The sequence below is a fragment of the Luteolibacter flavescens genome (genome assembly GCF_025950085.1).
Classification (GTDB): domain Bacteria; phylum Verrucomicrobiota; class Verrucomicrobiia; order Verrucomicrobiales; family Akkermansiaceae; genus Haloferula; species Haloferula flavescens.
Window position 1 is genome coordinate 111,774 of the sequence record NZ_JAPDDS010000005.1, and the last position, 13,908, is coordinate 125,681.

The 13,908-nt window shown below is 66.7% G+C and carries 11 protein-coding genes; 4 read left to right on the forward strand and 7 right to left on the reverse strand.

Going from position 1 to position 13,908, the window contains the following annotated elements; genetic code table 11:
• Positions 1–914: 914 nt before the first annotated feature.
• Positions 915–1,946, reverse strand: a complete 1,032-nt coding sequence (locus tag OKA04_RS10420; RefSeq protein WP_264501096.1) for a tRNA dihydrouridine synthase — start codon at positions 1,944–1,946, stop codon at positions 915–917.
• A gap of 92 nt (positions 1,947–2,038) precedes the next feature.
• On the opposite strand from OKA04_RS10420, the gene OKA04_RS10425 reads away from it, so the two are divergent.
• The 3 genes from OKA04_RS10425 to OKA04_RS10435 are packed head-to-tail and all read left to right on the forward strand — an operon-like array spanning position 2,039 to position 4,253.
• The gene (locus OKA04_RS10425) at positions 2,039–2,473 is read left to right on the forward strand and encodes a GNAT family N-acetyltransferase (protein WP_264501097.1); all 435 of its coding nucleotides are present in this window, start codon (positions 2,039–2,041) and stop codon (positions 2,471–2,473) included.
• A 56-nt stretch (positions 2,474–2,529) separates the two neighbouring features.
• Positions 2,530–3,519 carry an exosortase/archaeosortase family protein gene (locus OKA04_RS10430; protein ID WP_264501098.1) on the forward strand — a complete coding sequence of 330 codons (990 nt, stop codon included), beginning with the start codon at positions 2,530–2,532 and terminating at the stop codon, positions 3,517–3,519.
• The gene (locus OKA04_RS10435; RefSeq protein WP_264501099.1) at positions 3,516–4,253 is read left to right on the forward strand and encodes an exosortase-associated EpsI family protein; all 738 of its coding nucleotides are present in this window, start codon (positions 3,516–3,518) and stop codon (positions 4,251–4,253) included. The genes OKA04_RS10430 and OKA04_RS10435 overlap by 4 nt, the downstream gene beginning before the upstream one ends.
• Before the next feature lie 18 nt (positions 4,254–4,271).
• Here the strand turns inward: OKA04_RS10435 and OKA04_RS10440 are convergent, their stop codons facing one another.
• Positions 4,272–6,242, reverse strand: a complete 1,971-nt coding sequence (locus tag OKA04_RS10440; protein WP_264501100.1) for an O-antigen ligase family protein — start codon at positions 6,240–6,242, stop codon at positions 4,272–4,274.
• A 60-nt stretch (positions 6,243–6,302) separates the two neighbouring features.
• Between OKA04_RS10440 and OKA04_RS10445 the strand changes: the two genes are divergently transcribed.
• Positions 6,303–7,676 (forward strand): hypothetical protein, encoded by a 1,374-nt coding sequence (locus OKA04_RS10445; protein WP_264501101.1) that lies wholly within the window; start codon positions 6,303–6,305, stop codon positions 7,674–7,676.
• On the opposite strand, the gene OKA04_RS10450 is transcribed toward OKA04_RS10445, so the two are convergent.
• The 5 genes from OKA04_RS10450 to OKA04_RS10470 are packed head-to-tail and all read right to left on the reverse strand — an operon-like array spanning position 7,656 to position 13,897.
• The gene (locus tag OKA04_RS10450; RefSeq protein WP_264501102.1) at positions 7,656–8,570 is read right to left on the reverse strand and encodes a glycosyltransferase; all 915 of its coding nucleotides are present in this window, start codon (positions 8,568–8,570) and stop codon (positions 7,656–7,658) included. The two genes, OKA04_RS10445 and OKA04_RS10450, sit on opposite strands and share 21 nt — an antisense overlap.
• A complete protein-coding gene (locus tag OKA04_RS10455) occupies positions 8,567–9,400 on the reverse strand; it encodes a glycosyltransferase family 2 protein (RefSeq protein WP_264501103.1) in 834 nt (277 codons plus the stop codon). The genes OKA04_RS10450 and OKA04_RS10455 overlap by 4 nt, the downstream gene beginning before the upstream one ends.
• The gene (locus OKA04_RS10460; protein ID WP_264501104.1) at positions 9,397–11,766 is read right to left on the reverse strand and encodes a glycosyltransferase family protein; all 2,370 of its coding nucleotides are present in this window, start codon (positions 11,764–11,766) and stop codon (positions 9,397–9,399) included. Before OKA04_RS10460 ends, OKA04_RS10455 begins: the two co-directional genes overlap by 4 nt.
• The gene (locus OKA04_RS10465; protein WP_264501105.1) at positions 11,763–12,683 is read right to left on the reverse strand and encodes an alpha-1,2-fucosyltransferase; all 921 of its coding nucleotides are present in this window, start codon (positions 12,681–12,683) and stop codon (positions 11,763–11,765) included. Before OKA04_RS10465 ends, OKA04_RS10460 begins: the two co-directional genes overlap by 4 nt.
• Positions 12,644–13,897, reverse strand: a complete 1,254-nt coding sequence (locus OKA04_RS10470) for a hypothetical protein (protein ID WP_264501106.1) — start codon at positions 13,895–13,897, stop codon at positions 12,644–12,646. Before OKA04_RS10470 ends, OKA04_RS10465 begins: the two co-directional genes overlap by 40 nt.
• Positions 13,898–13,908 lie beyond the last annotated feature (11 nt).

The window sequence follows — 13,908 nt, forward strand, 5'->3', positions numbered from 1 at the left end:
CGATCTCCGGGAAATCCAGCTCCCCGGTGGACGCGGAAACGCCTTCGCCCCGAGCGGCCATGCCGGTGAATCCCACCCCTGCCCCACCTCCGGACTCCGGGGCCAAGCCCCACACCACGAGCAACACCGCGAACAAAAATGCCATCGATCTGATGCGATGAAATTACCCCGGCCGCCGCTCCGAAACAATGCGAAGTTCGGAAAGTTGTGGCCCCCCGGGAGTCACGATCCCGGACCTGCGGAGCGAGGGCAGGGGCTCGCGCGCGCTCTCTCTCTCTTTCTTTTCCTTACATTCCCTTCCTTTTCCTTTCCTTACGCTTTCCGATATTGGTTCCGACGTTGGTTCCAAGCAATAACCGACGTTGGTTATTGCTGCCGGTCCTGTTCGAGGTGGCGGGCTGCATTTGGTATATCTGCCTGTGGGTTATTTGGGTGTGGTAATTGATTTGGAGGAGATAATTCTTTGGAGTGTGGTTCGCTTCTGGTTGATGAGTGATTGATGTACTAAAAATGAATCAATATCCGACGGTTTCGAAAGGTCCACGCGGCGTATCGAGCGAAGCCTTGCGGTAGTCGCACTGTTGGAAATGCCGCGGGCTGCCGACTGCCTTGAGGGCCAACGGCCCGGCCATTCCTCAGCCCGGGCCATCGGCCCGGGAAAAACGTCCGTGAAGCGTGGCGGCCTGAAGGGACGCGATACGTGACTGGCCCGCCTATGGGAAGGCGACGATGCCCGCGCGCGACGTGCAGATTCGCGCGCCAATGCGGGGAAGGTTTGGGATCGTTTTCTTGGAAAACCGGCCGGCCCCATATCGCGGCCCTTCAGGCCGCCGACTCGGCCAGGATTGCCTGACCCCGGCCGATGGCCGGGGCTGAGGGATGGTCGGGCCTTTGGCCCTCACGAGGCTCCGCCCTCACTCCGCCAGCAATTCGCTGAAGCCACAAAACACTCTGGAGCCTTCCTGCGGGGCGGCGGGGACCGGGGCGTCGCGGTCCAGGTGATCCCGGCATGCGGAGTGAAAGTCCTCAGGTGTCTTCGCCCGGCGCACGCGGAATTCGAAATCCGCATCATGCCCCTGCGTGACGAAGACCATCGTCTTCTTCATCCGTTGCACATGCCCCACGGGGTCAAAGGTCTCCGTGTGCGCCGCGAGTTCATCATAGAGCCGCCCGACGTACTCCAGCATGTCCCGGCAGCCCGGGTGCGACACCGTCTCCCCGGCGAAGGCGGAGCGGAGTTGGGAAAAGAGCCACGGATTCCGGATCGCCCCGCGCCCGATCATCAGCCCGGCGGCCTGCGATTTCTCCCGGTAGGCCAGGCCGGTGGGGACATCCACCACGTTGCCATTCGCGATCACGGGGCAGGGGAGCGTCTCCACGGCCATCTTCACGCAGTCCGGGTGAACCGGCGTCGAGTAGCGCTCCTCCACCGTGCGCCCGTGGATGGCCAGCACGTCGATGGCGTGCTTGCGGAAGATCTCCAGGAGTTGGGGGAATTCATCGTGATGATGATAGCCGATCCGTGTCTTCACGGTGAAGCGCGTGGGGATGGCATCCCGCAGCGCGCCCAGGATGCTGTCCACCTTTGGCAAGTTCCGCAGCAGGCCCCCGCCGGCCTCCTTCTTGCACACCACCGGTGCGGGGCAGCCGAGATTCAGGTCGATGCCCGCCACCGGGTGCTCCAGCAGGCGCTTCGCCGTGCGCACCAGCGCCTCGATGTCCTGGCCGATCATCTGGGCGAAGATCGGCCTGCCCGTCGGGTTTTCGTCGATCGACCGCAGGATCCACGCGCTCGGCCGCGAGTCATTGTGCACGCGGAAGTACTCCGTGACGTAAATGTCCGCGCCGCCGTAGGGATGGATCACCTTCAGGAAAGGAAGGTCCGTCACATCCTGCATCGGGGCGAGATAGAGCGCCGGGCGTCCGGCGGTAAGGAGATCGGTCATCGCGGGGCCCGGCCCTTGTCGCGTCTCTGTCATCCGGCGGCAAGCAAAGTAACTTTTGCCATCCCGCGAGTTCTTACACTAGTCTTAGAAGTATGACCCTCCTGCCAATCACCCGAGAGTTGGAATTCGACTGCAAGAACTACGAGGCAGTCTCTGGAATCATGATGGAAGTGATCGAGAGCACCCTCGCCCAGGGGACCGTGCCGCCCTGGTGCGGCTATCTCGCGCTCACGGAGGGCCGGGAGGTGGTCGGCACCTGTGCTTTCAAGGGGCCGCCGGACGAGAGCGGCGAGGTGGAGCTCGCGTGGTTCACTTTCCCCCGCTACGAGCGCCGCGGCCACGGCACCCGGATGGCCCGCATGCTGGTGGAAGTCGCTGAAAATACGGGCTCGGGAGCCACGCTCGTCGCCCACACCGCGCCGGAAAAGGACGCCTCCAGCCGGATCTGCGAGCACGCCGGATTCACCTGCGAGGGCGAGGTCGAGCTGCCCGACGACGGACCGGTGTGGCGCTGGAAACGCGGTTAGATCCCGCGCCGACCGGGGCGTTGACAGGTCGGGGCGAAATGGGAATTCTCCCGGCGATGCACGGGGAAACCCAAGACAGCTCCGCGGACCGCGGACTCGCGAAGCCCGGGCCTATCCCGAGGGGTTCCCTTGCCATCTGCCTCGCCTGTCTGGCCGTGGTGGTGGTCTTCTACTGCTTCGTCCCTGCCAGCGGCTGGGGCGGCATTTCCACGGCCGCATGGTGGGAGTCCACGTGGAATTCCGAGAATGACTACGAGCACGGCTACCTCGTCCCCGTGATCATGATCGGCCTGATCGCCTCGCAGTGGAAAAAGCTGCGCGAGGTCGCGGGCCAGGGCCACTGGATCGGACTGCTCGTCCTGCTGCTCGGCTGTCTCTTCTACCTCGCCGGCCAGCGCAGCGGCCAGCCGCGCCTGACGGTGGGCGGCCTCCCGATGATACTGTGGGGCGGCTCGCTCTTCCTGTGGGGCTGGCGGGTTGGCTGGAAGCTGTTTTTCCCTTTCTTCATCCTCTGGCTGGCCATCCCGGTGCCGGAGTTCCAGCAGGCGACCACCCACCTCCAGATCCTCTCGACCAAGCTCGCGCAGTGGGGCTCGAATCTCTTCGGCATCGAGACCGTGGTGCGCGGCACCCAGATCCACTCCGTCTCGGAGAAGTGGTCCGCGCTGGAGATCGACGACGGTTGCAGCGGCATCCGCTCGCTCATGGCGCTCATCCTGATTTCCACCGTGTGGGCCTATCTCGCACCCATCTCGCTGTGGAAGAAGGCCATCCTCTGCTTTTCGGCCCTGCCCCTCGCCATCATCGGGAACATGATGCGGCTCACCTCGATCTTCGTCCTGTCCGAGTATGGCGACTACAAGTTCGCCGCGGGCACCTGGCACGACTGGGCAGGCCTGCTCCTTTTCTACCCCATCTCGCTGGTCATGCTGCTCGGCGTCCACTCCGTCCTCGAGGGCGGCCTGCCGTGGAAGCGGCCGAAGAAGGTGGCCGTCCGGAAAACGGTGGTCAGCCAACAGGGAGGGGAGGCCCTTGAAGCCCGATGAAACGTGAACTCGTCCTGCTCGGCTGCCTCGTCGCCGGATTGTCCGCGGTCTTCCTGCTGCCGGACTTCAAGACCGCCGAGTCCGCCCTGTCGCGGAATATCCCCAAGCAACTCGGACTCTGGGAGACCCACGGCTACGAGGCGTCCGTGGCCGAGCAGAAGACTCTCGCGAAGGATACCCTTTTCTCAAAGGCTGCCTGTCTCCGGTCCCGCACGGACTCGTTCTTCGACACCGGCCCGCAGGACCGCGCCGACATGTCCATCGTGATGTCGGGCATCGACCTGGCGAACTCGATCCACCGCCCGGAGCGCTGCATGCCGGCCCAAGGGCACAATATCTACAGCTCGTCCACCGCCATGGTGTCGGTGCCGAATGGCCACGAGGTCCCGGCCCGCCGCCTGCTCTCGAAGCAGGCGATCCCCATCGACGAGACCGGGAAGTCCGTCATCTCGCGGGAGACGGTCACCTACTACTTCTTCGTCGGGAGCGGCCGGATCACCGAGAACCACACGAAGCGCACGCTCCTCGACATCCAGGACCGCCTGCTGAAAGGCGAGGCGCAGAAGTGGGCCTACGTCTCCGTCTCGATGTGGTTCAATGGCGAGCACGGCACGCCGAACCCGGACCTGCTGAGCTTCGACGAAGCGGACCAGAAGGTGCGCGATCTCCTCGGCCAGCTCGCCGAGAAGAACATCGACTGGTCGAAGATCCAGAGCACGCAGACCCCCGGTTGAGGGTCGCCTCGCCGGGCCTCAGTCCCCTTTGACCGGCTCCGGCTTGACCTGGGCTCCTTCCAGGAAGCGGATGGTCTCATCGAGGCCCGTCGTTAGCTCCTTGGCGTCTTTCTCGATGCGGCTGAAGCCTCCTTGGTTGCCGGATTCTTTCAGCAGGTCGCGGGCGCGGATGAATTGGCCGAGCGCTTCTCCGGCACGGCGCTCCTTCGTCCACGCGTCATACCAGCGGCGGTAGAGGTGGGTGGCGAAGTGGTAGCGGGCGCGGAAATTCCGCTCGGCTCCGCCTTGCCTCTCGATGGCTCGCTCGAATTCCCGCTCCGCCTCGGCATTCCGCCCGAGCAGTGAGAGCGCCGAGGCGCGGTTCACCGGCCACTCCGGGTCATAGGGATTCAGCTTCGCGGCGGTGGCGTAGAGGTCTGCGGCGTTCGTGAGCCATTCCTTCTTTTCGGACGCGGGCAGCTCCTCAAGCGCGGCGACGGTGGTGGAGATGTGGCCGGCTCTTCCCGCCAGCTCGGAGCCCGGCCACTGCTGCATGGCGCGCTGGATGTCGGCCACGGCCAGCCCCGGGGCCGTCACTGAAAGCATTTCCTTCCCAAAGAGCGCGGGCCACAGCGTGCGGTAGGCCATGCTGCCCTGCCACCCGGCGATGGCCAGCACGGCGGCCACCGGCAGGACCAGCAGGCAGGGGGCGAAGCGCACCGGCCCGATCATCTCCGGCAGCTCGCGGCGGTCGCGCTTCGGCAGGGCGAAGCCGAATGCCAGCCCGAGATACATCGCGCCGGGCAGCGTGTGCGTGACGAAGCTGAAATTCGAGTGAAGCAGCGTGCCCGCCATCGCCGCCAGACCGCCGCAGGCCAGCGCATCCAGCGAGGACCCGGTGGCGGCGTCCGCCTCATCGCGACCCGCCAGTCCGGCCACGCCCGCGAGGCCCGTGACCATCACTGCACCCACCACCAGCAGCGCACCGCCCCAGCCGTAGTCCACCGCGGCCTGCAGCAGCTCGTTGTGGACGTAGTCGTCATTGTAGCGGTCCCAGTACTTGTCCTGCTCGGGATCGGAGGCGGAGTTCTTTTTCCAGCCAAAGCTGCGGCTGCCGCTGCCGGTCAGGACGGACTCGGTGGTGGAGATCTTGATCGCGAAGCTGGCCATGGTCAGGCGGAAGCGGTCGTCCGCCGCCCCGGCCACCGAGCTGTCCCTTGCACCGCGCCGCTCCTGAAGCTTCGAGAAGATCAGCGGGGAAAGCAGGGCGATGACGAGCGGGACGATGACCGCGATGGCGGTGACCACGCCGCGGTTCCGCTTCTTGTCCCGCCATGCGAGGATGCCCCAGCAGAGGAAGAGCACCGCGATCCCCGCCCCGAGGCTCACCGCCCCGCCACGCGAGTGCGACATCACCACGCAGACGACCGATGCCACCACGCCGAGCGCGTGGAAGACCCGCTCCGCGATGTGGTCCTGCCCCCAGATCGCCCGGGCGGCGAGGAGCAGCGAGGAGACCTGCGCGAAGTCCGCGAGGTGATTGTAGTGGCCGAAGAGCCCGGACGGATAGAGCACCGGGCGACCTGCGAAAGGCCACGCGAACGCCGGATCGCCCGCCTGCACCAGGCAGATCCCCAGATTCACCACGCCGAGCAGCGCCAGCGTCGCCATCATGAGACGGACCGCCGTCCCCCGTGCGGGCATCATCCACGCCCACACGCAGCAGAGCAGCGCACCGGAGACGAGCAGCGCGTCCGACCGGCCATACTCGCTCACCGGGCTGCCCCAGCAGCGCCACAGGAACCACCCGCTGGCGATGAGGATGAGCGCGAAGGCGAACCACGCGGAGCGCGGCTGCTTGCCCAACCGCCATGCCTGCACGCCGCCGGTGGCCATGGCCAGCGCGAGCGCCACCAGTGCCGGGCCCCAGGTGTAGTCGATGGTCTGGCCACCGAGGACCACGGCCAAGACGAGCGAGAGGGAGAGGAAGATGCCGGAGAGAGCTTGCATGGGTCGGGTCGCTGGGCGGGAAAGCTGAGGCACGGACAGCGTAGGAGCCGCATTTCAGGGATGTCGAGCCGTCGTGCCGGAAAGGGTTCGCACGGGGCGGCCCGGGCTGTTGTCCTCTCCGGCGTGCGCCGCGCGATCCTGCCCCTCCTCACGCTGTCCTTTCTCCTGCTGCTCGGCGGGACGTGGCTGACGTGGCAGCATCGCTTCGAGATCGATCCTGCCTACCCGCGCTGGTCGCTGGAGGACCTCGGTGACGATTTCGTCCTCTCGCCCCATGCGAAGCGCGACGATGGCCCGGCGGGCAAGGGCGGGCTCGTCCTCACCGCTAGCACCCCGACCGACCTCGGCATCCAGATGATCCCGCTGCCTCATGGCGGGCCGGTCAGGTTCCTCATGATGGGCTTTTCCATCCGCCCGGTGGCTCTGGAGCCCGGCGGGCAGGTATGGTCGGACGGGCGGCTGATGATGATGTGGCAGGTCGAGGGTGGGCCGCTGCTGCCCCAATACATTTCCTCCACCCGGCACGATCTCGTGATCACGGTGCCCAGTGTCGTCGCTCCCTCTCCCGCCGGGCTCGCCGCTCCCATCCTGCGGGTGGAGCACCTCGGCCGCGGCGGCACCTTCCACCTCGACTACTGCCACATCGATGTGGTCCGCGAGACCGCGTGGTGGCGTGCGGGCCGCTGGGTGCTGCCCATCGTCTGGTTCGCATGGGCGGTGGCGTTCGCGAAAGCAGGGCATGCCTCCGGCCTCATCCGTCCCCTCCTGGCCGGGGCGCTGTGGGTCGCCTGCATCGCCGAGCTGGCGGTGCCCGGCCCTTGGCCACTCGTCCGTCCGCTCGGCCCGCCGCTACAGGTCGGCGAGCCTGTGGTCAAAGCCCTGCCGCCACCCGAATCTCCACCTCCGGCTCCGGTCCCCACGCCGGAACCACCGCCACCGCAGCCTCCTGCCGCGACACCTCCGGCCCCGGCTCCCACTCCCGTGCCTGCACCCGATGTGCCGGTCGCGCCTCCTCCGGCAGCTCCGCCGGTGTCACCGGCACCCGCCGCTCCGGAGCCCGAAAAACCCGTCGCGCCGCCCGTTCCCCAGGCCATCGATCAATCGACGATCAAGGGAAACATCCTGCTTCAGATCAAGAACCGCATCGAAGCCGCACGCCCGCTCTTCCATATGCTGATGTTCTTCGGGCCGACCATCCTGCTCGCCTTCATGGTCGGCAGGTGGAAGAGCTTTGTCTTCGCCGCGCTGCTCGCCGCTGCCATCGAGGGATCGCAGTACCTCTTCGGCTACGGCTTCGATGGCTCGGACTGCCTCGACCTGACCTACGATGCGATGGGAGTCGCCGCCGCCCTCATCGTGCACGCCCGCATCACCCGCTGGTGGCAGTCGCGAGGAAAGAATGCTTCTAACAGCTCAACCGCCCAGCCTGCCTAGCCTCGCCTGCCAGCCATCGAGGAAGGCCCGCCACACCAGCGGCAGCCGCTTCGGCCCATCGACCTTGGCCACGCACAGCGCGTAGGCCAGCGCCATCGCGAGCGCGCCCGCGGCACCGGCCTGCCGGCGCTTCAGCCAAACCATGTTCCGCACCTTGTAGTGCAGCTTCCAGTCGGCCAGCCCGCGCTCGAGGAAGAGCCGCTTGCCGAGGAAGCGCCACTCCACCAGATCCGCCGGGCCGGGGTGATCCATCACCGCGGCAGGCACCGCATAGGTGGCGTAGCCCGCCTTCTCGATCCGCCACGGATATTCCTCGTCCTCGCCGCGGATGAAGAGTTCGCCGAGCACCGGGCCCGCGCCGTCTCGCACCTTCTTCGGCACCATCGCGCCGGTCCACACACCGCGGCTGCGGACCAGCGGCTGCGCGGGCATTTCATCGCGCGTGTAGATCAGCGAGGGCGTGCCATCGTGGGCCAGGATCTGCAGCGGCCAGGTGAAGCGGCCCGTCTTGGGGTCCTCTTGCAAAGGATGGATCACCACGTCGTCGCGCCACGGCGTGCGCAGCATTTCCTCCAGCGCATCCGGTCGCGGCCACGAGTCATCGTCGAGGATCCACACCGCATCCATGCCCTCGGCATACGCGTGCTCCATCGCCGCGAGCACGCCGCCGGCATTGCCGAGATTGTCGCCGATATCCAGCACCTCCAGCGCGTCCCAGCCGAGCGCCTTCAAGGCTTCTGCCGAGCCATCGGTCGAGGCATTGTCCGCCACGATCAGCCGGTCGAGCGGACGCGTCTGCGCCCTCAGGCGGCGCGCGCATTCCACCGCGGTCTCGCGGCGGTTGTAGCAGGCGAAGACCGCCGCCACGCGGGGAGTCGGGGAGGAAGGAGTCATTTTCCCAGGGTTCGCATCGCCATCTTCCAGCCGCGCGCCGCGATCCACAGCACGCCATCCGCGAGGCCGTTCAGATAGGGGTCGTCGAAGAGTGTGATGCCGTACGCGCGGCGGATCGCGCGGGATTCCACGTGCTGGCGTTCCGCGCGGAGGATCACTTCCAGGTCGCGCGACTTGCCGAGGTGGCGCATCGAGGCATTCCCGCCGTGCAGGCGGAAGTCCGCCACCGTCACCGGCACGTGGCCGAAGCTCAGGCCCGCCGCGTGCAGGCGTGCGTAGTACTCGCCATCCATCACGTAGCGGAAGTCCTCGCGCAGGCGATACCCCGCCGCGATGACCGACGAGCGCCGGTAGAAGGCCGCCGTCGAGCCGATGTAGCAATGGTGGTGCACGTGGACGAAGGGCGACCACCCAGGCAGCCGCACCGTGCGCAGGTGCGTGCCCGCTTCATCCGTGAAATCGAAGTCGCCATATACGATGTCCATCGTACTTGCGCGCAGGTGCTCCAGCATCGCGGCCAGCGCCCCGGGCTTCAGGCGGTCGTCGGCATTCAGCCACATGACCCACTCGCCCTGCGCCGCGTCGAAGCCACGGTTGATCGCCTGCGACATCCCGTTGTCCTGCGCCTGCACCCACCGGGCGTGCGGATGGCGTGCCGCCACCGCGGCGCTGTCGTCCGTCGAGCCGCCGTCATGGACCAGGTGCTCCACGGTCACACCTTCCTGCGCGGCCACGCTGGCCAGGCAATCGCCGAGGAAGCGACCGTAGTTCAGGCTGGGCGTGACGATGGTGAAGTCCACGGGGCGCGGGGATTGAATGCCGGGGCTCACGCCGTGCCAAGGCTGCGCGTGCGGATGCGTGCCATGCTCGCGATCACGGCACCCGCCAGCGTCAGCACCAGCGCCGCTGCGGAAATGATGAAGCCCGTGCGGCGCAGCGGTGGATCATACTCCATCACCACCGTCGTCGGTTGGCCGGTCGGCAGATGGTCCAGCGGCAGCAGCATGCTCGCATCCGGCGCGCGCAGCACCGGGTGCCAGGCTTCGGTGGAGCCGGCCACGCGATATTTCCATCCGCTGCCCTCGTTCTCCGCGATGCGGATCCAGCGCGTGCCCGCCGGGACCTCGATGGAGCGCATGTTTTCGCGGCCCAGCGTTTCCCGCAGCGCCATGCCATTCGACGCCTCTTCGTTACCGAGAAATGCATCCTTCGCGCCGTCACTGGTGAAGCCCATGTAGCGCGGCACCGCGTCGTGATTGCGGTAGAGCTCCATCACGTCGCTCGACCACACCTTCTCCCACGCGGGCTCCTGCGGGGCATTGCCGGGTGCGGTGACGATGTGGGTCACGCCCGCGCGTCCCAGCGTGCGCGGGTCCGCCTTCAGCGTGGCGGGCGAGAGCATGCCATCCTTCGCGATGCTGTCGAAGCCGCCGATGGTCGCGATGCCGTAGGCCGTGAGCGTGTTCGGCACGAAGGGCGTCTCCGCCATGTGCGTCTCCAGCGACTTGATCGAGGTGAAGATGCGGTCGTCCTTCTTCACGTGCTGCTGGAGCGCCGCGGCCTCCGGCGTCACGGGGAAGAGCGGATACTTCGCCAGGTCCGACCACGTCACCCAGCGGCTGCTGAAGACCATCAGCTCCGCGAGCATGGCCACCGCCACGATGCCCGATCCCGCGAGGCGGCGCTTGTCGGAGATGCTGGCTGTTAGGGCCAGCCCGCCGAGCGAGATGAAGAGCAGCGCAAGCGGCACGAGCTGCTGCGGGCTCCAGATCAGGCAGTCATTCACGAAGCCATCCAGCCGTCCCTGCATCCATGGCTTGAAGAGCCCGAAGGCCCCGCCGCCACCGTCGTTGAGGAATTTCCCGTGCAGCATCTCCGTCACCTGCCCGCGCTTCATCGCGAGGCCGATGCTGGCGAGCGTCCACAGGACCACCACGGCACCCGCGCCAATACCTGCCAGCTTTGCGATCCGCAGCCGCGTCGTCGGGCCGGAGCGCTGCATGAAATCCGCGAAGGCGAAGATGCCGCCGACGATCCACACCAGCAGCATGCGCTGGTAGAGATACTTCACCATCGGCGTCAGCGGGAGCAGCAGGCCGATCAGGATGAGCAGCCTCGCGAGCGGCGGCACGTTCTTGCGGAAGCACGCGAGGAAGGCGATCAGCACCGGCAGCGAGCCGAAATACGCCACGAAGAAGAGTTCGCTCTTCAGCACCTTCAGCGCGTCCATCGTGCTCGGACGGCCCACCACCGAGGGGAAGACCTGCGCGGCATACGCGATGAGATTCAGCACCGGCTGGAGCATGCCCTTCGGATACAGCCCCATGTTTGCCGTCGAGTGCAGGCCGAGCGCGCTGCTCTCGCGATACGCGGCGATGGCCGGCAGCAGCAGCATGGCGGCCATGCCCGTGCCCAGCACGCCCCACGCGACGTAGCGGCCCAGCACCTGGGCCTGCCGAGCCCACGACCGGCCCGCCTTGATCGCTTCCTCGCCCCACAGCGCCGCCACCACCAGCGCGACGAATGCCGAGTGCTGCAACGAGCCACCGAGGAAGCCCATGGCGATGAAGGCGGGGACAAGCGCCCACATCGGCTTGCGCCCGCGCTTGTAGCAATCGACGGCCCACAAGATCCATGGCACCCAGCAAAAGGCGCTCAGTGCCCAGCGATGGTAGATCCAGATGATGAATTGCGTGTTCGCCGCGTAGGCCAGCGCGCCGCAGGTGGACCACAGCGGCCCGATATTCCGCCCCCGCAGGAAAAGCAGCATGCCCAGCGACGCGAGCAGGAATTGGCCGATGAGCCCGAGGTGCCACGCGGTCCAGAAGTCGAACCACCGGTGAAGCTGCATCGTCCAGTCGTAGTAGAGCGCCATGGTATTGGCGTACTGGTGCGTGCCGCCGTAGGTTAGCGTGCTCCAGCCGAGCCAGCCTTCCTGGTGATAGCTGTCCGCGGCGGTGATGCGGTAGGTCAGGTAGTTGTCCACGGCATCGACCACGAAGTGGTTCTTCACCGCCACCTCGGTATCGGTGCCACGCCACGGCTGCATCATCTCGTGCATCACATCGAGCGGCGCGAGCACCTTGCCGCCCAGCCACCATGGCGAGAACCACGCGAGGACCGCGGCCACGCAGATGCAGGCGCAGACCAAGGTGTGCTTGCGCCGGGGTGATGTATCCTTCGTTTCCACGCTCATTTCATTTCGTTTCCGGAGGGATCCACGATCTCCCAGCCGTCGCATTGCTTTTCGTCGATCGGTGCGTGGATGCCGCGCTGCCATTCGTGCGGCATCATCACGCGCTGTCCTTCTTTCTTCCCCAGCCATGCGGCCCACCACGAGTAGCTGCTGTTCGCGATCACATGGTGCCCGGCGAGGCTCATCAGGTGGAGATCCACCAGCGGCGATTGGGAAGGGGGAGCGGTCACGACGGTCATGTCCGCACCGCGGAAGCGGTCCGCGCACCACGCCGGGTCATCGGAAAAGATGTGGAAACGCGCTCCGGGAACCGCCGCGCGCATCCTGCGGATCGCCTCCGCATAGTAGTCCGGCCCGCAGATATCGAGCCGCGGATTCCCCGCATAGTCGCCGCGGCGGACATGCACGGCCACGCTGCCGGGCGCGCGAAGTTTCTCCGCCAATTCCTCGCGGCCTTTCTCCAGCCCGAGGCCGTGGGTGTTCAATTCCTCGCGCAGCGATGCCTCGATGCCGGAGAAGTAGAGCGGCGTCTGAAAGTAGCCGAAGAGCAGCGCATCCGCGGGGACATCGAAGACGCGCGGGTCGAAGGCATGGTCATCGTCCCGCTCCGTGAATCCCGGGATGCCGCGCAATTGCCAGCGGTGCTTTCCCGTGGCCTTCCGCAGCGCGCGCGATGCCAACGTGAGCGGACGTACGATGCGGGCCTTGCCCGAGGCCGGGCCGGGCAGGTCGCGCAGGCACTTCACCTCGCCCCAGCCTTCGGCATTGAACCACGACGCATCCATCACCAGCGGCACGCCATGCTTTTCCGACAGCACCCGCCCCAGCGCATACTGGAAGAGGTTGTTGCCGAGGCGGCCGAGCATCACGACGCGGATCATCCTTGTGTCGCCTTTCGCGATGGAATCGCCAGCCATGCCGGAAGCGTGCGGCCGAAGAGGAACATCAGCCCGAGGAAGACCGCCCAATTCGCGCCCTCGTCGATCACCACGCTGGCCTGGCTGCCATGGGGGATGCCGCGCAGCACGCCCCAGATCCCGATGGACCAGCAGGACGCGAGGATGCAGGCGAGCATCAGCAGGGATGACCACTTCACCACCGGAGACGCCTGGCGGCACATCGCCGCGAGCAGAGGGATCGTGAAGGCGAGGAACATCAGCCGGTAGTCCCAATTGCTGCCGAGCAGGAAGGTCCCGCAGTAGATCATCGCCCCGGCGCGGAAGGCGGTGATGGCGCGTGCATCCGCGCCGATGCCTTCACGCTTCCCGGTGAATGCGCCGAGGGCCAGTAGGCCGATCCCCACGGCGGTCATCGCGTGGGAGCCGATGCGGGCCGCATTCGCGAGGTGTGGCAGCTCCTCCGCCACGCGCAGCGCGGTCACGTCCCGGCCATAGGATGCGGCGATGCCGACCGGCGTGGTGCTCTTGATCCGCTGGAGCTCGCCAAGCTGCGTCCACCCGTAGATGCCCGTGCCCAGCACGAGGATGGCGCAGAGCCACAGGCACAGCCGCTTCCGGAAGCCGAGGATAGCCGCGAGCCCGAAGGCCGGGAACATCTTCAGCACGAAGGCCGCGACAATGGCCGAGACGCCGGCGACCTGGGCCGCCCCGCGCGAGTGCGAGATCCCCACGATGCCCAGCGCCACGAGGAAGAACATGAACTGGTCGATATTTCCCGCCTTCACCCCCATCATCACCGCGGGCGACATCATCACCAGCAGCAGGCAGATCGCGGGGAACCACCCGGTGCGCCTGCCGGGGAAAACGAGGAAGCCGAGGAAGAGCGATGCCGTGAGCCAGAGCGCCAGCTCACCGGTGCGGGATTGGTCGAAGCCGAATTCCCCGAGCGCGAGCCAGACGAGCGGGTAGTTGAAGGGGCGTCCCCATGGGTCGCGCGGATTCGCGACGGTGGGGTCGATGCCTTCCCGCACGCTCTCGATCGCGGAGGTGATGCTGCGCGCATCCTCGAAGTCGGGCGTGTGGACATTCAGCCCCCACGCGCCGAAGACACGCACCTGTCCGGACACCTGCAGCGCGATGGCGAAGAGCAGGATCGCGGGTATCGCGAGCAGCCACCACTTCCAGCCGCCACGCTGCCGCGTCACGGTCGCGTCGATCCCGTCATCCTTCATCTGCTGCACAG